At 49.6% G+C, this 19151-nt stretch carries 17 protein-coding genes; 9 read left to right on the plus strand and 8 right to left on the minus strand.

The genetic code is table 11. The annotated features are described in order from the left end of the window. Positions 1-16 precede the first annotated feature (16 nt). Positions 17-1969: an AMP-dependent synthetase/ligase gene (locus ACTS3T_RS03505; RefSeq protein ID WP_377966684.1), complete on the plus strand. Its 1953-nt coding sequence runs from the start codon at positions 17-19 to the stop codon at positions 1967-1969. A 112-nt stretch (positions 1970-2081) separates the two neighbouring features. Then, positions 2082-2531: a YlqD family protein gene (locus ACTS3T_RS03510; protein ID WP_377966682.1), complete on the plus strand. Its 450-nt coding sequence runs from the start codon at positions 2082-2084 to the stop codon at positions 2529-2531. 185 nt (positions 2532-2716) lie between these two features. Here the strand turns inward: ACTS3T_RS03510 and ACTS3T_RS03515 are convergent, their stop codons facing one another. Next, the gene (locus ACTS3T_RS03515) at positions 2717-3796 is read right to left on the minus strand and encodes a ligand-binding sensor domain-containing protein (RefSeq protein WP_377966680.1); all 1080 of its coding nucleotides are present in this window, start codon (positions 3794-3796) and stop codon (positions 2717-2719) included. A 699-nt stretch (positions 3797-4495) separates the two neighbouring features. Between ACTS3T_RS03515 and ACTS3T_RS03520 the strand changes: the two genes are divergently transcribed. The 3 genes from ACTS3T_RS03520 (at position 4496) to ACTS3T_RS03530 (ending at position 6922) form a co-directional block, all read left to right on the plus strand. After that, positions 4496-5929: a form I ribulose bisphosphate carboxylase large subunit gene (locus ACTS3T_RS03520; protein WP_377966678.1), complete on the plus strand. Its 1434-nt coding sequence runs from the start codon at positions 4496-4498 to the stop codon at positions 5927-5929. A gap of 156 nt (positions 5930-6085) precedes the next feature. Then, entirely contained in the window at positions 6086-6472 is a 387-nt protein-coding gene (gene rcbX, locus ACTS3T_RS03525; protein WP_377966676.1) for a RuBisCO chaperone RbcX, read from the plus strand. A gap of 108 nt (positions 6473-6580) precedes the next feature. After that, a complete protein-coding gene (locus ACTS3T_RS03530; protein ID WP_377966674.1) occupies positions 6581-6922 on the plus strand; it encodes a ribulose bisphosphate carboxylase small subunit in 342 nt (113 codons plus the stop codon). A gap of 54 nt (positions 6923-6976) precedes the next feature. On the opposite strand, the gene trxA is transcribed toward ACTS3T_RS03530, so the two are convergent. From trxA to ACTS3T_RS03555, 5 genes are all read right to left on the minus strand, one after another. Beyond that, entirely contained in the window at positions 6977-7300 is a 324-nt protein-coding gene (gene trxA / locus ACTS3T_RS03535) for a thioredoxin (protein ID WP_377966672.1), read from the minus strand. Between the two features lie 237 nt (positions 7301-7537). Continuing rightward, on the minus strand, positions 7538-7849 hold the full coding sequence (locus ACTS3T_RS03540) for an RNA recognition motif domain-containing protein (protein WP_377966670.1): 312 nt from the start codon (positions 7847-7849) through the stop codon (positions 7538-7540). A gap of 612 nt (positions 7850-8461) precedes the next feature. Continuing rightward, the gene (locus ACTS3T_RS03545; RefSeq protein ID WP_377966668.1) at positions 8462-9451 is read right to left on the minus strand and encodes an NAD(P)/FAD-dependent oxidoreductase; all 990 of its coding nucleotides are present in this window, start codon (positions 9449-9451) and stop codon (positions 8462-8464) included. A gap of 69 nt (positions 9452-9520) precedes the next feature. Next, positions 9521-10105: a TetR/AcrR family transcriptional regulator gene (locus ACTS3T_RS03550; protein ID WP_377966666.1), complete on the minus strand. Its 585-nt coding sequence runs from the start codon at positions 10103-10105 to the stop codon at positions 9521-9523. 84 nt (positions 10106-10189) lie between these two features. After that, positions 10190-11383, minus strand: a complete 1194-nt coding sequence (locus ACTS3T_RS03555) for a sensor histidine kinase (protein ID WP_377966664.1) — start codon at positions 11381-11383, stop codon at positions 10190-10192. Positions 11384-11808: 425 nt separating this feature from the next. On the opposite strand from ACTS3T_RS03555, the gene glmS reads away from it, so the two are divergent. The 3 genes from glmS (at position 11809) to ACTS3T_RS03570 (ending at position 14823) form a co-directional block, all read left to right on the plus strand. Next, positions 11809-13716, plus strand: a complete 1908-nt coding sequence (glmS, locus tag ACTS3T_RS03560; RefSeq protein WP_377966662.1) for a glutamine--fructose-6-phosphate transaminase (isomerizing) — start codon at positions 11809-11811, stop codon at positions 13714-13716. A gap of 140 nt (positions 13717-13856) precedes the next feature. Next, on the plus strand, positions 13857-14273 hold the full coding sequence (locus tag ACTS3T_RS03565; RefSeq protein WP_462934793.1) for a hypothetical protein: 417 nt from the start codon (positions 13857-13859) through the stop codon (positions 14271-14273). Positions 14274-14631: 358 nt separating this feature from the next. After that, on the plus strand, positions 14632-14823 hold the full coding sequence (locus ACTS3T_RS03570; RefSeq protein ID WP_377966658.1) for a hypothetical protein: 192 nt from the start codon (positions 14632-14634) through the stop codon (positions 14821-14823). 178 nt (positions 14824-15001) lie between these two features. On the opposite strand, the gene ACTS3T_RS03575 is transcribed toward ACTS3T_RS03570, so the two are convergent. After that, entirely contained in the window at positions 15002-16477 is a 1476-nt protein-coding gene (locus ACTS3T_RS03575; RefSeq protein WP_377966656.1) for an alanine/glycine:cation symporter family protein, read from the minus strand. A 951-nt stretch (positions 16478-17428) separates the two neighbouring features. On the opposite strand from ACTS3T_RS03575, the gene ACTS3T_RS03580 reads away from it, so the two are divergent. Beyond that, positions 17429-18463 carry a fatty acid desaturase gene (locus ACTS3T_RS03580; protein WP_377966654.1) on the plus strand — a complete coding sequence of 345 codons (1035 nt, stop codon included), beginning with the start codon at positions 17429-17431 and terminating at the stop codon, positions 18461-18463. Positions 18464-18635: 172 nt separating this feature from the next. Here the strand turns inward: ACTS3T_RS03580 and ACTS3T_RS03585 are convergent, their stop codons facing one another. After that, positions 18636-19100 (minus strand): hypothetical protein, encoded by a 465-nt coding sequence (locus tag ACTS3T_RS03585; RefSeq protein ID WP_377966652.1) that lies wholly within the window; start codon positions 19098-19100, stop codon positions 18636-18638. Positions 19101-19151 lie beyond the last annotated feature (51 nt).

Consider the following 19151-nt stretch of genomic DNA (forward strand, 5'->3'; position numbering starts at 1 on the left):
AATGGAGGTGACGGTCATGACCCTTCCTAGCGTTCGTCCGCTCTGCGAACAAGAACAGCAAAACCTACGGCAATCCGTAGACTACAGCGCTGCTCAAGGCATCCCTGAAATTTGGGCACGCACAGCCGAACGGTTCGGTCAGATCGTCGCCCTTCACGATCCCCACAGTCAACCAGCAGTCAAGCTTACCTTTGCTGAACTGCACCAAAAAATTCAGCAGTTTGCGGCTGGGCTGCAAAGCTTAGGAATTCAACCCGGCGATCGCGTTGCTTTCTTTTCCGACAATGGGCCTCGCTGGTTGGTGGCTGATCAAGGGTTAATGCTAGCGGGGGCGGTTAATGCGGTGCGCGGTGCGCAAGCCGACCCGGATGAACTGCTGTATATCTTGGAACACAGCGATAGCGTCGCCTTGGTGGTGCAAGACCTGGCAACGCTGAAAAAGCTATTAGCGGGGGTACAGGCGCGATCGCTCCGCTTTGTGGTGCTGCTGACAGACGAGCCAACCCCCGAACTGCCCATTAAAGTGCTTAATTTTGCGGCGGTGATGGCGCTGGCAGACAGCGCTTCGCTTCGCCCCGTTCGCTTTGAACGAGATGCGTTAGCAACGCTGATGTACACTTCTGGCACCTCTGGTAAACCCAAGGGAGTGATGCTCAGCCACGGCAACCTGCTTTCTCAAATTACGGCTGCTTGCGCCGTTGTCCATCCGCTACCGGGTGAACGGGTGCTGAGTATCTTGCCCATCTGGCACTGCTACGAGCGTACGTTTGAGTATTTTGTGCTATCGCAAGGCTGTGGCCAGGTCTACACCAACATTCGCCAGGTCAAGAAAGATCTCAAACAGTTTCAGCCTCGCTACATGGTTGGGGTGCCGCGCCTGTGGGAGTCAATTTACGAAGGGGTGCAAAAGCAGTTTCGCGAACAGCCTGCCAACAAGCAAAAGCTAGTGCAGTTCTTTTTGCAGCAGAGCCACCGCTATATCTATGCTCGCCGCACGTTGTTTAACCTCAATCTAGACAAGCTGCAACCGTCTTTGGGTGACAAGCTCGTAGCTTTAATTCAAGCGATCGCTCTATGGCCAATTCATCAAATTGGCGATCGCCTGGTTTACAAACAAGTGCGGGCAGCCACAGGCAATCAGATTGAATTTGTCGTCAGCGGGGGGGGATCTATCGCCGAACATTTAGAAGACTTTTACGAAGTTGTCGGCATTCAAATCTTAGGGGGCTATGGCCTGACTGAAACAGCTCCCATTACCCATGTTCGCCGTCCCTGGCACAACTTACGCGGTGCCGACGGTCAGCCCGTCCCTGGTACCGAAACCCGCATTGTCAACCCCGAAACCCGACAAGATCTAGCCGTTGGGCAGCAAGGGCTGGTACTGCTACGAGGGCCACAAGTGATGCAGGGCTACTATAAAAATCCAGAAGCCACTGCTAAAGCGATTGATCCTGAAGGCTGGTTTGACACAGGCGACTTGGGCAAAGTCACACCGCAAGACGACTTAATCATTACCGGACGAGCCAAAGATACGATTGTGTTAACCAATGGTGAAAACATTGAGCCACAACCGATCGAAAATGCCTGCCAGCGCAGCCCCTACATCGACCAAATAATGCTGGTAGGGCAAGACCAAAAAATGCTGGGCGCTTTGATTGTGCCTAACTTGGAAGCGCTAGAACAGTGGGCCACCCAGCAGGGCAAAACCCTGGTCACTACGGCTACAGAGGCCAGCAGTCATCAGGCTTTGACGTTTGACCATCCCTCGATTCAAGAACTCTACCGCCAAGAACTGAACCGAGAAGTCAAAGGTCGCCCCGGTTACCGTCCGGACGAGCGCATTGGCGTCTTTAAGATCATCCGCGAACCTATGACGGTCGAAAATGGCATGATGACGCAAACGCTGAAGATTCGTCGAGCCGTGGTTATGGAGCAGTATCGCGGTATGATTGACGCGATGTTTTCATAGCTCTCGCGATCGCTGCTCGCTTGCAGCCCGTTGAGCGAGTGATGATTGCAGGTGGGGCATCTGCCTCGTAAATGTGCGTTCTAAACGAGTTTCTCAGCCGACCAGTACTCCTATGGATGTTTCTCAATCTAACTTGCTGATGAAGCGGGTCGTCAATATTAAGGCGATTGTGACTCCGCTTTGGAAAGAAGAAGCCCAAAAGCAACTGCAAGCTCAGCTCAATAAGCTTGACAGCCAGCTACAACAGCTCGAAATGCAAGGGCAGCGGGCGGTAACAGAAATTCAAAAGCAAAGCCCTCAGCCTGATAGCCCAGCCGTCGCTCAGCAAATTGGCAATGTTCAAAGCCAGCTAAACCAGCAAAAAAGTAAACTACTCCAGCAAAAGAACCAAATTTTGCAACAGCTCCAACAGGTACAAACTCTGGAACTTAACAATGAAGTTGCCCAGGGTCAGGTTGAGAGCTTTTTTCGCGTAGCGGTGGGTGATAACCTCATCCGAAAAATGCAGGTTGAGATTTTGCTGCGCGACGGCGTAGTCGAAGAAATTCGCGGTGAACTGTAGTTGCAACTGAAGGCAGAGAGCAGACGGAAAGCTTTTCTGTCTGCAGCTTTCAGCAATTTGGGTGCCTAACTTTTGTGGCTACAGCCATAAAACAACGTAGCTCTGAAATTACCCTGGTAGGGGCAGATTTAGGCGTAAACCTGCCCCTATCCTGAATAGTTTTTGGCAAAATCGCCCGATTTAGATTATTCGATCGGGCCAACAAATGCGCCGTGCGATCGCGCTTCTCCAGTAAATAGGCTAACCCAGGCTAAGCCCTGACGGGTGCCTACCCATAGCTTGTTACCCGTATCCGGTGACAGCGACAGCACATAGCTAGAAGGCAACCCAGGAACTTGCCCAATAATAGCCCCATTGTAAGGGTTCAGCTTGAGCAGACCGTCTTGAGTCCCTACCCACAGGCTGGTGGTGCTGTCAAAGCCTAGGGCTGTGACATTGCGCCCTCGCAGCTGAGTTACTGCTCGCAACAGCCGACCGCTGCGTGGATCAAAGACAAAAACACCATCCGGCGTTCCAGCCCACAAACGACCTTGAGGCCCCAGGGTGAGTGCTTGCACCACATCGCCCGGAACTTCTGTATTGCGCACCATCGGAAAAGCACTGGCTGTATTAATGCGGACAATGCCGTCCAACGTGCCGACCCAAAGCTGCCCGTCGCGATCTAAAGCCAGCGCATTGGCGCTGACGCCGGGTAAATCTTGTAGCGTAGTCATCAGCAATCCCCGATCCGGACTGATCATCCCCAAGCCGCGATCGGTGCCGACCCAAAGAAAGCCGCGATCATCTATTTGCAACGACAAAATGCGGTTAGAAGGCAAAAAGAAATTTTGCGCCGTAATTTCGTTACTACGGGGATCCACGCGGGATAGCCCTGAATAGGTGCCAATCCAAACCCGACCTACGCGGTCTTGAGCCATCGCCGAAATCACCGTATCTGGCAACGTAACACGAGCTTGCACAATACCTGTGTTGGGATCGATACGCGCTAACCCTTGCCAGGAACCAACCCACAAACTGCCTGTGTAGTCTGCTTGCAGAGCACCTACCCGGTAGTCGATTTGTTGCTGTTCTTCTAAATAGCGCTGTGGGGGTAAAGGTTCGCGCCGGGGCGGGGGAGGAGAAACTTCATAAGAGCTAGGTGGCTCAGCCGGAATGCCTTGGGCAATGTCAAAAACTCCAGACCGGGTAGGGGAAAACGAAGTGGCGATCGCGCTTTTCACTGGCTCCTGACCTGGCCACCCCAGCCACAGACAAGACACGCTCATGAAAATTCCCCAATGTCTGAGTGAAGGTGCTAACACGCCATACCTCGCAAAATGTAATCAAATTTTGATGATGTCTTGATAGCTCGCCTGCGGGCAGATGTCAACCTTGTGTTGGGAAGGGAGGGGGAGAAGGGGAGAAGGGGGGAAGGGGAGATAGGGGAGAAGGGGAGAAGGGGGAGATGAGAGAGGTGGGGGAGGTGGGGAGGTGAGAGAGTTGGTCTGGCGATCATTGCTGCCCTAACCCCACCTTTGCCATTTCTTATCACTTCCTCTCTCCCTCCCCCCATCCCCGCGTCCCCCCATCTCCCCCATCTTCCTCTCTCCCTCCCCATCTTTACTACCTCTCTCATCTCCCCTCCCCTCTACCAGCGATCGCGCAATCGAGGAACCCCTTCTTCACGCTCTGAGAAAAAGTGATATCTAACGTTATTTACATTCATAATTAAAAGTTATGAATATATACAGATCTTTCAAAATCAAACTTATCAGAACACTGGTAGTATTCTAAGGCATAGGAATTTGGCAATGCCTGAAATTTGGTAGGAGCAATCGTTTCGACACTTGTTCCAGCATTCGGCTGTCAAGAAGCGTGCTTCGAACACCTGCGCTCACATCTGGCTTTGGGTCAGATGTAGCAACTGAGTTGATGGGTAGGTTTTGTTCGAGGTTTATTTAGATTCACAGGAAAGAAGAGGAGATATGTCTTACTCTCAGACAACGACTCAGTCAAAAGCTGCTGGATATGATGCGGGTGTAAAGGACTATAAGCTGACCTATTACACCCCAGACTACACACCTAAAGATACAGACCTGTTGGCTGCCTTCCGGATGACCCCCCAGCCTGGGGTTCCTCCTGAAGAGTGTGCGGCTGCTGTGGCTGCAGAATCTTCGACAGGTACCTGGACCACAGTGTGGACAGACCTGCTTACTGACCTCGATCGCTATAAAGGTCGCTGCTACGATATTGAACCTGTTCCCGGCGAAGATAACCAGTACATCTGCTACGTGGCTTATCCGCTCGATCTATTTGAGGAAGGTTCTGTCACCAACATGTTGACCTCCATCGTAGGTAACGTGTTTGGTTTTAAGGCTCTGCGGGCACTGCGTCTAGAAGACCTGCGAATTCCCGTTGCTTACCTCAAAACTTTCCAGGGGCCACCTCACGGTATTACCGTCGAGCGTGACAAGCTCAACAAGTATGGTCGTCCGTTGCTGGGCTGCACCATCAAGCCGAAGCTAGGCTTATCCGCGAAAAACTACGGTCGGGCTGTGTATGAGTGCCTCCGAGGTGGTCTAGACTTCACCAAGGACGACGAGAACATCAACTCTCAGCCTTTCCAGCGCTGGCGCGATCGCTTCTTGTTTGTCGCTGACGCAATTCATAAAGCGCAAGCTGAAACGGGCGAAATTAAAGGGCACTACCTCAACGTCACCGCTGCTACCTGCGAAGAAATGATCAAGCGGGCTGAGTACGCCAAAGAACTCGAAATGCCCATCGTCATGCATGACTTCTTGACAGCTGGCTTTACCGCCAACACGACCCTGGCGAAGTGGTGCCGCGATAATGGTTTGCTCCTGCACATTCACCGAGCTATGCACGCGGTAATTGACCGTCAGCGCAACCACGGTATGCACTTCCGCGTTTTGGCTAAGTGCTTGCGGATGTCTGGAGGTGACCACATCCACACGGGTACAGTTGTGGGTAAGCTGGAAGGCGATCGCGAAAGCACCCTGGGCTTTATTGACCTGCTGCGCGAAAACTACATCGAAAAAGACAAGTCTCGCGGTATCTACTTCACCCAAGACTGGGCTTCGATGGGCGGTGTCTTTGCCGTTGCTTCCGGTGGTATTCACGTATGGCACATGCCAGCCCTAGTTGAAATCTTTGGTGATGATTCCGTTCTCCAATTTGGTGGGGGCACATTGGGTCACCCTTGGGGGAATGCACCGGGTGCAACCGCTAACCGCGTAGCACTAGAAGCTTGCGTTCAAGCCCGTAACGAAGGCCGTGACCTGGTACGCGAAGGTGGCGATGTCATCCGTGAAGCTTGCAAGTGGTCGCCTGAACTACAGGCTGCTTGTGAACTTTGGAAGGAAATCAAGTTCGAATTCGAAACGATGGACAAGCTCTAATCCAGTTTTGACGGCGAGTGAGTTGTTTGGGATGGGCAGCAGCCCTAATCAACTGCTGCCCATGACACCAAACGCTGATCTAACTTGGTCTTTAATGAGGCTAATCCGCTCTCAAACTGCTGGCGGGGAATCATCGCCCAGGGTTTTCGTAGATCGATGGATTTAAAACAAATTGCCAAAGACACCGCTAAGGTGACGGTAAGCTATCTTACTTACCAAGCAGTGCGTACAGTCCTCGGTCAGTTACGAGAAACCAATTTGCCTCGGTCTTACTGGCTTAATTCGTTTGCCACGCGTGAAAAACTGCAAGATGGCGAAGCATTTTTGCAGGCGCTATTGCAAGAGCAACCCGATTTAGCCGTTCGCATTATGACCGTTCGGCAGCATATTGCTGAAGAAATTGCTGAATTTTTACCAGAAATGGTAAATGCTAGCATCCAGCAGGCCAACATGGAGCACCGTCGTCAATATCTAGAGCGAGCTACCCAGATGACTTTGTCTGATGTGGAAGCGAATCCTGAATCTGAAAATTCGGCTGATTGAAGGGCAAACAGAGATGAATTAATTGTGGTCCAAGCGAAAGCAATTAACCATCAACCCTTCACCAACCCTGTCTAACTGTTTGTTTCAACCAACAACTCTCTAAGAATTATGAAAACTCTGCCTAAAGAGCGTCGTTACGAAACTCTTTCTTACCTGCCGCCCCTAACAGATGCGCAAATTGAGAAGCAAATTTCTTATATTCTCAAGATGGGCTATATTCCGGCAGTTGAGTTTAACGAAACTTCGGATCCTGAAGTTTACTACTGGACGATGTGGAAGCTGCCTCTGTTTAAGGCAAACTCTACTCGCGAAGTTTTGGATGAAGTGCAGGCTTGCCGCTCCGAGTATCCTAACTGCTTTGTGCGGGTGGTAGGATTTGACAACGTCAAGCAGTGCCAAATTCTCAGCTTTATTGTGCATAAGCCCGGTGGCAGCAGCTATCGCTACTAAGCCGAATAAAGCTTCCTAAAAGGTCGTAGGGTGGGCGATAAGCCCACCCTTTTTTTAGGCTAAGTGCTTGTCGAGAGCGCCACTAAATTCTTCATAGGGTTTGGCTCCTACGAGGGTTTCAGCTAGCTCTCCTTGCTTAAAAAACATGACGGCAGGAATGCTGCGAATGCCAAATCGCTTGGCGACTGGCTTGTTTTCGTCAAGATCGAGCTTAAAAACTTTGGCGCGATCGCGATAGGCTTCTTCTAACTGATCGATCAAAGGCGCAATGAGTTTGCAAGGCCCACACCAAGAAGCCGTGCAGTCTACCACCAGCACGGCTTCAGATTCTAGCAACTGGTTGAACTCAGCTTCATTTTGAATATAAGCAGCGGTCATAAATATCTCCTGTAAAACAGTATTGTCTCACAGTGCTGTCACGGCCAAGGCACCAGGGCAACCGTAAAGCGACTGATCAAACAGGCTGTTGACGTCAAACAAAAAAGGATCCAGACATTGTGTCTGGATCCTTACAGTCAAAATTTAGTTTCTACAACCAAACGACTGACATCGTAAAAGCTAACCAACTTCAGCGATGCCGGAAAGGCTGAAGCGATATAGGCTTAGGCTTAAGCTTTAGTAGTTGCGGGAGAAGTTGTTTCTACGACCGCCACCGCCACCGAAAGAACCGCCACCACCGCGATTTTCGCGAGGCTTGGCCTTGTTAACTTTAAGATCACGACCCATCCACTCAGCACCGTCTAGGGCTTCAATGGCGGCAGTTTCTTCGGATTCTGCACTCATTTCGACAAAACCAAAGCCGCGCATCCGGCCCGTTTCCCGATCGGTAGGCAGTTGTACCCGCTTAACTGATCCATACTCTGCAAAAACTGCGGTTAGATCGGCTTCTGTAACCTCATAAGACAGGTTACCTACATAGATTGACATGGAGTATCTCCAAAATTAAAGGAACATGAAGAGGGAAATTTCGGAGAGAAATCTGTCAATGGAAAAACGCAAAGACTCGTTAATACTAGAAACAAATGCTGCAACCGATATTCATTCTCTGCCATCACTCTAGCATCTCAAGGTGGGTTTTGGTTTATTTGGCAAAGCAATTTGCTCAAAAGAGGCATAAAAACTTCTTTCGAGGCTGCTGACCACCAGGCCGCTATAGGGTTAGAGCCTGTTTCCTGTTTCTAGCTTATCAGATCCGCGCTTTTAGCTGGCTGAACGCATGGATCTGCTAGCAAAACTCAGCGATCGCGGCAAATGTAGCCCTGTTGTTTACTGGTTGTAGCTAACGACAGAGCTTGTGGCTACGGCTATATCAGCGGTGCTGCCTGGTTGACCGGGCGATACGGTTCAAAGCCAACCTGCTATTAGTCAGCAAAAGGCGGTCTGCGGTAGCTATTCCCCTGCCTCAACTGAGGATTAGGGCAAACTCAAGTACCAGGTTGGGCATAAAGCGGGGCACCCCAGCTAAGGCTGGGGTGAAGCAAGCCCTGTTTAAGCTTGGTCTAGCCTGTGGTTTTTACTGGCTGCTAAGCCTTAGGAGCCTTAGGCTGCCGAACGCATGCGGACGCGCCGGGTTCCTTCTACTCGGCGAATATCACGCCAGATTTGAGTGGCTGCCAGGGCACCATCAGCAGCCGCAATGACGACTTGATTTAAGCCTACTTTTAAGTCGCCAATTGCGAAAACGCGAGGATGGGATGTCCGCCGCATGTCGTCAGTTACCAGGTTGTTTCCTTTTTTCTCTAGATTCAACCCTTCAAGATAGTCCGTGTGAAAGCGAGAACCCATTGAGATCAAACCTGCCTCTAGCGGTACGACGGTACCATCGATGAGTTCAACGCCCGTCATCTGGTGATGTTGACCCACAAACTGTTGAATGGGCGTTTCTATCAGGGTGAAGCCTAAATTTTCGTAATGCTGGCGTTTTTCGGGGCTAACAGAAAACTGGCCATGGGTAAACAGGGTAATCTCTGGCGTGAACCAACGGAGGGGATCGGCTACGCCCAAGGCCGCTTCGCTGCTAGCAAAAACCCCAACTCGCTGATCGGCAATTTCATAACCATCACAGATCAGGCAAACATGAAGGTTGTAACCAGCATAGTCGAACACGTTTTGCATGTTGCTGAGTTGCGGCAAATGATCAATGATGCCGCTACCGGCAATCAGATAGCGAGTGCGAAAAGTGTGTTCAATGCTGTTTTTGCGTCCAACTTTGACTTTAACCAAAAAGGTTTCCCCTTCATCGGTGACCTCTTCTACAAAAGCATTGAGATAATCGCCGCCCACTGAAAGGTAATGGTCTTTACCCTGGGTTAGCAACTCGCGACCGGGGGTGTCGGGGGAGAGTCCTAAATAGTTGTGCAACTCCTGCATCCAGAAAGAGCGAGCTTTGCCTTTATCAATGACCAGGCTATTGAGCAGGTAGCGTTGTAGATAGATACCTGCCGAAAGCCCACCAGCGCCACCGCCAACCACAATGGCGTCATAAATGCGATCGCTGCGATCGCCAAGATTGTTTTTGGTTAAAAGCATAGTGATCTCTAAACGTTTGCAAGCTGTAGTCGGTTTTGACCTATCAGAAGGTAGATAGATCTGCAAAAATTAATCCCTAACGCCTACCATCTGCAACATTTGCCGAATGATAGCCTCGTAATATGGAACGCCGCCCTGGGCACGCGCAATCAACATGCCCCCTTCTAGCAGAGAGAACATCAGTTGCGACATTGCCTCAACTTCTCCGAGAAAGGCAAACTCGCCGCTTTCGCGTCCTTCCGCCAGTATTTGAGCTAGCCGTTTTTCATTAGCGCTATAAAAGCTAGAAACCCTTTGAGCCAAAGGGCTTTTTAACGTTTCTAGCTCGGCTCCTAGCATGCTGCAAAGGCAGGCTTGAGTTTGATCGCCACACCTGAGCTTGGTAATAAACAAGCTGCAATAGCGGCGTAATTTCACCGTAGGCACAGCCCCAGAACTTAAAATGGCCTCAAGCTGCCTTAAGAAGTCAGCATTATAGCGATCGAGCAAAGCGGCCACTAGATCATCTTTTGTCGGAAAATGATAGTGAATGCTGGCTTTGCGAATGTTGACTGCCTTGCTGATGTCTTGATAGCTCATGGCATTAATGCCTACTCGCTCAATGAGCGCCTGAGCACTATCAAGAATTTGGGTTTTAGTGTCGCCGCTGTCCATGACATTATTCTACTAGTAGGTAGGTAAAGACGTCAAGCAGCGGTCTAACCCATAGGGGTAGCTGCTGCGAACAACAGAGACTGGCTAGGTCGCTAGCCTGATCGGAAAAGTGAGGGTAAACGTAGAGCCTTGGTTGGGGACTGATATAAGTTCGATCTGGCCTTGCAGTAAGGTGACTAGCCGCTTGACAATGGCCAGCCCTAAACCAGTGCCTTCTTCGTCCGTTGAATGAGGTGAATTGACGCGGAAGTAGGGTTCAAAAATGCGCTCTTGCATTTCGGCAGAAATACCAACGCCAGTATCTACAATTGCAATTGACCAGCTTTGGGCGTCTGGCTGCTGGCAAATGATGCGGATGATTCCCACCTTGGTATAGCGTACTGCGTTGCTCAGGAGGTTGCTGATAATTTGCCGCAAGCGCACTGCATCGGTTGTAATCTCAGTGGGGGCGCGATCGCTTTCTAGCACCACAGTAAGCTGCTTACGCTGAGCCAGAGGCACAATATTAGCAACCAGATCATCTAACAGCTCTCGCAAAGCAAAGGTTTCCACATCTAGCTGTTGCTGCTCTAGTTCAGAGCGAGCCATATCCAGGCTATTGTTGATCAGCGCTAAAATGTGACGCCCGTTTCGAATGACGCGCTCGATGTTTTGCAAATCGGCGGGATGACCTTCTCCAGTGTCAATCCGATTTTGAAACTTTTTCATGAGCAAACTGGAAAAGCCCAGCAGCGAGTTTAGCGGATTTTTAAGTTCGTGAGCCAGTTGTGAAAGCTGTTCTTGGTGAATTTGGGCGAGTCGATTGAGTTCTTGCCCGGTTAAAACAAGCTGATCTTCGATTTTGACTAAGGCTGTCAACCGCCGTTCAATGTAGCTTTCTAAACTCAAAATGATGACGTGATCGAGAACGGCGTTAATCGATCGCGTGGCCTGTAGCACTTCTAACGCTGTTCCGGTTAGCAGATCTTCTTCTAGAGCAGAAAAAATAACTTCGCGTAGAATCCGATATTCGCGGGCAATTTCTGAGGCGTCAAACCCCTGGTCGGCTCGGACAATACCGTGCTCTAAGCTATTGCAGTTTAATCCTTCTGTATTATCTTGAATGTTGTCGCTAAGTAGCGTAGCGATCGCTTCTAATACCTGAGGTAAGCTATCGTAAATCGCTTCATAGGTGAGCTTCTGAACGCTATCAATCTCGCGGTCAGAGCAAACGGTTTGAATCCATTCTTTAGTAATTGGCTTCACCTTACGGAGCAAGGCCTGACCCAGATCATTCATGTTTATACGGTAAATTTAGACGTCTTAGACAACCGCTAAGCAATCTCAGCGCAAAATGGCTATGAACCCCAATGGCATTAAGTGAAAAGCTACCGCAGATCAATCTTGTTTGAAAACATTGGCTGATAGCACTAGAGCTATGAAAAACCACATGGCAGCTTTCAGACTCTCAATCTGGGTCAATATCTCCGCAAGCTGGTTTGGTCGTTTTTTGGCATAGTCTTTAAGTGACGTAGCCAGCTTCGCCTCAACCAGAGGACTAATAGAAGTCATCAGCAGCAACAGAGCAGCGATAGATAAAATCTTCGCTATTGACCCCAGCATGTATTCTATTGAGCAGTCAAGCTCGTTAAGCTAGCGTTACAAGCTAGATAACGAATGTATGATCTTATGATCTTCAGTTTACTGGGCAAGGAGTCAACTTTATGTGCGGAATCGTTGGATACATTGGCACTCGCCCCGCTAGCAATATTTTGCTAGAAGGGTTGCAAAAGCTAGAGTATCGCGGCTATGACTCTGCGGGTGTAGCCACTATTTCAGAAGGTGAACTACAGTGTGTCCGGGCTAAAGGCAAGCTGCAAAACCTGCAAGATAAGCTAGCAGGCTATGAAAATCTGGCAAGAGTTGGCATTGGCCATACTCGCTGGGCCACTCATGGCAAGCCAGAAGAATACAACGCCCATCCCCATACTGACACAGCCCGTCGCCTTGCTGTTGTTCAAAACGGCATTATTGAAAACTACCGAGAACTCCGCGAAGACCTCAAAGCTAAAGGGCATAAGTTTCTTTCTGACACGGATACAGAAGTGGTGCCTCATCTGATTGCGGAATTTATGAAAAATCCGCCCCACCATTTGAGTCCGCTCAGTTTGCAGTCACTTTTTTTAGAGGCGGTACGCTTAGCGGCTAATTGTTTGCAAGGAGCCTTTGCGCTGGCGATTATTTGTGTAGACTTTTCCGATGAACTGATTGTGGTGCGGCAGCAAGCGCCTCTGGTGATTGGTTTTGGTCAGGGAGAGTTTTTCTGCGCTTCAGATACACCTGCAATTGTGCCGCATACGCGGGCTGTGTTGCCTTTAGAAAATGGTGAACTGGCTCGGCTAACGCCAATGGGAGTTGAGGTTTATACGTTTGCGGGCGATCGCCTGAAGAAATTTCCTCGCACGCTCAACTGGAACCCCATCATGGTGGAAAAGCAGGGGTTCAAACATTTCATGCTCAAAGAAATCTATGAGCAGCCTGGTGTGGTGCGCACAGGCATTGAAACGTACATTGATGCAGCTTGGAGCCTAGAAAACAACGGTACTTCTCCCATTCGCTTAGGGCTAGCTCCCGATCTGCTTCAGGGTCTAGAACATATTCAAATTGTTGCTTGCGGTACGAGCTGGCATGCAAGTTTGGTGGGCAAGCATTTGTTAGAGCAACTGGCCAATATTCCGACGATGGTGCAGTATGCCTCGGAGTTTCGCTACTCGCCCTCGCCGCTGATGCCCAACACACTCACCATTGGAGTGACGCAATCGGGCGAAACCGCAGATACCCTGGCTGCTTTAGAAATGGAACAGTCACGGCGATCGCAGCAGCCAGACCCTCAGTTCCAAGCCCGGATGCTGGGCATTACCAACCGGGCTGAAAGTTCTCTGGCGCGAATGGTGCCCCATATTATTGATACACACGCAGGCATTGAGATTGGGGTAGCTGCCACTAAAACCTTCACGGCTCAGGTGATGGCTTTTTACTTTTTGGCTTTAGAGCTGGCCTATATCCGCAAAACCTTATCGTCAGAACGCATTCATGCCATCGTCGAAGAAATGCGCCAGTTGCCAGCCCAGATTGAGCTGGTGTTGGAGAGCCAAGAGCGCTATATCGAAGAGCTAGCCCACGATTTTGCCGAAACGCAAGATTTTATTTTCCTCGGTCGGGGGATCAACTTTCCAATTGCCCTAGAAGGGGCGCTGAAGCTGAAGGAAATTAGCTACATCCATGCAGAAGGTTATCCGGCAGGTGAAATGAAACATGGGCCAATTGCACTACTAGACGCTAAGGTGCCAGTTGTGGCGATCGCCATGCCAGGTTCAGTCTACGAAAAGGTGTTGTCTAATGCCCAAGAGGCCAAGGCCAGAGATGCCCAACTGATTGGTGTGGTTCCCCTCAACGATGCAGAAGCAGAAGATACTTTTGACTCGTTGTTGCCAGTTCCCAAAGTAGACGAACTGCTCTCTCCCATTTTGACGGTAATTCCGCTACAGCTTTTGGCTTATCACATTGCGGCTCGCCGGGGCTTAGATGTGGATCAGCCTCGTAACCTGGCTAAAAGCGTCACCGTAGAGTAAGCAATGCCTGCCGACTGGGTTAGACGGGTTCCTGGGCAAAAGCCTGGGAACCTCTGTTGGCAGGGGCTTCTATCTGTAGATACAGGATGTGTGGGGGCAGGGGCGTTAGGGTAAGAAGGATGTGCCATATTTGAACTTTTATGTGTTTCTTTTCTAAGGGGCTGCGTACCAGACTGCGCCAGATAGCGGCAATAGGGCTATTGCAATTGATGGTGTGGCTAGGCAGTGCGATCGCCTACCCCGCGATCGCTGTCGATCTCCAGCCTGCCACTAACCCCACCACCCATCCTTTTAGCCCCGAAAGCGTTGAAACTAAAGACCTTGATCAAGCTGCCGAAGCCGTTGATCGGGCTTCAGAAGGGGTTTATCAAGGGTTAGAAACCACTAAGCAGATTAAAGGTAAAACTGAGCTGCGCAACCAAAAAATTGAAGAAGGTCGCGACACGGCTAGCAAAAAACTAAAAGATCTAGCTGATAAAGCCCGTTCCGTTGACGACGCGGATGAATTGACTGTGCCTGAGCAAAGAGTTTTGCGCCAGTATCAAAAAACCAATTAGTCCTTCTCCAAAAGTAAGGGTTGTCAGAGCGGGCTTTATTGCTAAAAACAGAAGGCAGTCATGAAAAGTTTTCTGGAAAAAGCTTTTAGCAATTTGAGTGTCTTAACCTTACGGGTATAGACCCTACAAGCTCCGAGCTGTGACGCTGAGCCTTTAGAAATCCCTCTAGATCTCTTTTTTGCAAGAAATTTAGGGGGATTTTGCCAATTTTCTATTTATAACGAAGCGCTTAAGCCTCGCCTCAACTGACTGGTTTGGCACTATGAATTTTATCAATAGTAGCTATCGACCTGAGCTTTTGTTCCTATCTGCCCCCGTCTCTAAGATTGAACTATGCACCAGTAAAGGAGATTCAATCATGACTGGGTTCACAACCTCAGGCTTTTCACAAAACCAACAAACCCCTTCAGTTCGCCAGCGCTTTTGGCGAGTAATCAAAGGTTTTTGGGCGTTTAGCCATTTTTATGGTGAATATCAATCGCTAGCGCCGCATCAAAGACGACAGCACCTAGCTCAGCTAGAAGCCGATAGCCGCCGTCTTCTCAAGTAGTCAACTTTTATGCTGCGATCGCAAACGTGACTATTGGGCGTCAGCTATTTAACCGCATTCAACGAAAAGTAGGGATAAGTTGAGGCAGATACGTTCAAAAAAATTGAGCGGGCTGGACTGAACCTATCCCTACGTTCGTTTCAAAACAAATCTGCTTTAGCAGGCGCAATAGAAGTCTCTAAAGCTTGTTGGAAGGTTGCTCTGAAGTTTCAAAAGCGAGTTGCTGCTCGTAGGTGGGCATTTGACCCGATGTCAGCCGTTGCCAGTAATCTTTGAGGTCGCCCGCTACTTCATTAGAGAGAATGTAGCAGCCAATCAAATTTGGAAAGGCCATGCCTAATAGCATTAAGTCGCTAAAGTCAATAATCAGTCCTAGGCTGGTTAAGCAGCCTAAAAAGGTACAGACGACATAAATGCATTTGAAAATCAGGGTAGTGCGTTCGCCAAATAAGTAAGCCCATGCCTGAATGCCGTAATAGCTCCAGGAAATGATGGTTGAAAAGGCAAACAGACAAACTGCAATACTCAAGACAATAGGGAACCAACCGATGACAGTAGCGAAAGCGCTAGAGGTCATGGCCACACCGCTGAGGGTGTCGCCTGTGTCTTGGTAAACGCCAGTGAGTACAATGGCGATCGCAGTCATGTTGCAAATAACAACGGTATCGATAAAGGGTTCTAGCAGCGCCACAATGCCTTCACGAATGTGTTCATCGGTTCGGGCTGCTGAGTGGGCGATCGCGGCTGACCCTACTCCGGCCTCGTTTGAAAACGAGCTACGGCGGATTCCCTGCACCATCACGCCGACAATGCCACCTACCGCCGCGCTGGGCACAAACGCTTCGCTAATAATGGTGCCAATGGCGGCTGGTACCTGAGCGATGTTGACAACAATGACAAACAGGCAAGCGATCGCATAAATAGCCGCCATAGCGGGTACGAGCTTTTCTGCTACGGCACCAATACGGCGAATACCACCAATAATCACAAACGCCGCTAAAGCTGCCAAAATCACGCCAAACAACCAGGCTGGTAAACCCGGAATCAGGCTTGAAATAGCAGCATAAGCCTGGTTCGACTGAAACATGTTAGCGCCGCCCAAGCTACCGCCCAAGCAGAGAATACAAAAAAGCACGGCTAGCCCTTGTCCGAGTGGCCGCATTCCTTTGGGCGATAGGCCGCGTGTCAAGTAATACATCGGGCCGCCCAAAACGGTGCCATCTTCCAGCACCCGTCGATATTTAACCGCTAGCGTACACTCTACAAACTTAGTGACCATGCCGAAAAGGCCAGCCAGCGTTAGCCAAAACATAGCTCCTGGCCCGCCCAACTGAATAGCGACGGCTACCCCTGCTATATTGCCTAGCCCCACTGTGCCGGAAACGGCTGTAGCTAGCGCTTGAAAGTGAGAAACCTCACCTTCATCGTGGGGATCATCAAATTTGCCCTGTACGACTTGGATGGCATGTTTGAACCCCCGAAAATTAATAAAACCCATTCGCAGCGTGAAGAAAATTGCGGCCACAAATAGCCACAACACGATAAATGGAAATCCATTTTCACCGCCAATGGGGAAGAAGAGGAACAGTGACATGACATCGACAATGGGCTGAAAAATTCGGTCAACGCCTGTCACGGCATCTTCTTGAGCCATTGCTCCGGCAGGTACTAAGAGCAGCCAGATCAACAGACAAGGAAGCAATAGCCAAACTGCTTTTGAGTTAATTGAAAATTTGCTAAGGCTACGATTGATAGCTGTTTGCCACCTTTTATGAGGTTGAGGTTTTATTTGGTTTCTCATGTTTGTTAGAAAGCTCTTAATGGGTCAGCAAGCGGTTATTTTTCCTAATGGGTTGACTTCAAGGAAGCAGTTGATCGCAAAAATTACCCCTTGCTTTAGCGAAGACTTCAAAGCCAACTGATTTCGCTCAGCAGGCGATCGCGTTTGTTCTCAGTAGGAATAGCATCTTATAAAGGCAAAAGTTGTTAATTTAAGTACGGCTAAGCATGGCTAATTTGACTAAAAGGGTCAAAAAACCGAAAAATATGCCAGTGCGAAACTTTCCGCCTATGCTCTCGTCGAGACAGCTTAGCTCGGTCAATCTGTTTACCAACTGATACGGGCTAGGGTATACCAGCAGCGCAGACCTCAACGAGCTTGAACCGCTGCCTGCTTTGCTTCAGATAGCGCTGCCCAATTGGGTAACCTTGCTAGGGATATGGGTACTTTTCTCACAGGGGACGCTCACCCTAACCAGAGGTGAGATTTGTCTCCATTGACCCAACAACAGCGATTTCAAAACCCTGTCTCTCAAATGGCTCTAAACCTGACGCCGAGTAAGGGTCAAAAATGATTCTGACAGGCACCCTGTGGATTTCAGTGCTTTGCTCTAATGACGGACAGCAACATGGTATAACTGTAAAGGTTTTTTAAGTTCTCTCAGGAGTTTTAGCTAATTTCTGCAGCGAACTTTAGCAATTCCACAGTTTTAGGCTACGCGCACGGCAATTTTCCTGCCATGTGTCTCTTTAGATCTGGCAGGTATTTTTTTGCGCAATTTTTTGTCGAGATTACCCCTTCCAGTATGGAGATCTAAGCTCATTCATGACTGCAACGACGGATAAACCAGCTAATCAGTTACCTTCAACGCTTGAGGCTCCTCAGCTCAAAACCGTAATTCAATCGCTGCCCAAAGAATGTTTTGAGAAAAATCGCTTCAAAGCTTGGTTCTCAGTCTTTGTGAGCGTTGGCGCGGTAGCGTTAGGGTATGTTGCGATCGCCCTATCGCCTTGGTTTTTACTGCCGCTAGCCTGGTTCTTTACGGGCACGGCGCTGACCGGATTTTTTGTGATTGCCCATGATTGTGGGCACCGCTCTTTTGCGAAACGTCGTTGGGTGAATGACTTAGTCGGACACATCTTGATGTTGCCGCTAATTTACCCTTTTCATAGCTGGCGGTTACTCCATGACCACCACCATCTCCATACCAACAAGCTAGAAATTGACAACGCGTGGCAACCCTGGACAGCCGAAGCCTATCTCAATAGCAACTTGCTCATGCGTAAATTTTATGAGTTGCTGCGGGGACGTCTGTGGTGGTTAGCCTCCGCGGCCCATTGGGCAAAGCTGCACTTTGATCCGTCTCAGGTAGCCGAGCGCGATCGCAGCAAGGTTAAACTTTCTGTTACCGTTGTGGCTGTATTTGCCGCCCTTTTCTTTCCTACCCTCATTGCCACCACGGGCTTGTGGGGTTTGGTGAAGTTTTGGCTCATGCCCTGGTTAGGCTATCACTTCTGGATGAGCACCTTTACGCTCGTCCATCATACGGATCCAGATATTCAGTTTTATCCAGTCGAAACGTGGGATGCTGTCGAGGCTCAGCTAGGCGGAACTGTTCACTGTAGCTATCCCCGCTGGGTAGAGATCCTGTGCCATGACATTAATGTGCATGTGCCACACCACATTTCAACCGGAATTCCGTCTTACAACCTGCGGCTAGCTCACGCCAGCCTTAAGGCCAACTGGAACAGCCAGATTCAAGAACGGCGATTTTCTTGGGCTTTGCTAAAAGCGATTGTAGATCACTGCCACCTTTACCACCCAGAAACGGCATATCAGCCTTTTCGTGCTGTGAAGTAGCGACAGCTATGATACTGGCTAGATAAGAAAAAGCAGCCTTCTCGATGGGAAGGCTGCGGAGTGCTACGTGGTGTGAGGAACTAGCTATTCCTAAGGTGGCGTATTCGTATGGCATTTTCATGGCAGGGATATGCTTTCTAGGTGTCGGTTGTCACAATGAAGCTTCAATCGCTCAAGCCAACTGGCTATCGGCGGCGGCCCAGTCGGAGCAGGGATCGGCTTCTGGCCCTAAGGGATAAAGCGCACAGATGAAATGAGCGCTGTCTATAGGTTGGCTATGAGCGTAGCGACATTGCTGACAGGCTAATCGAGCGCGATCGCTGTGGGTCAACGACTTTGTTTCTGAATAGTCGATATGGACGGTTTCGATTACAGCCCCGCTCAGCTGCATGACACTGCGTATTTGCCAAACGTCAGCACTGGAGAATGAAGCAAGCCGTGCCCCGATCAAAATTAAAGGGGGGACTTTAGACGAGCGGGCTTCTACATGAGAAATTACTTGCCCGCCTTCTTGTCGCAAGCGATCGCATAAAAACTCTGCGATCGCTTCTGGCTTTTCTGTATAAGCCGTCAGCAATAGTGTTTTGCGTAACGTCACTATCCGCAGGACTATTCGAGCTGGCAAGGAAAATTTCATCAACCGCTTCTTTAACTTTCAGCAACACCAGTCAGATTCAGGTTGCTTACA

Origin of the sequence: Almyronema sp., from assembly GCF_052168255.1 — a bacterium.
GTDB classification, from domain to species: domain Bacteria; phylum Cyanobacteriota; class Cyanobacteriia; order Phormidesmidales; family Phormidesmidaceae; genus Sphaerothrix; species Sphaerothrix epifaneia.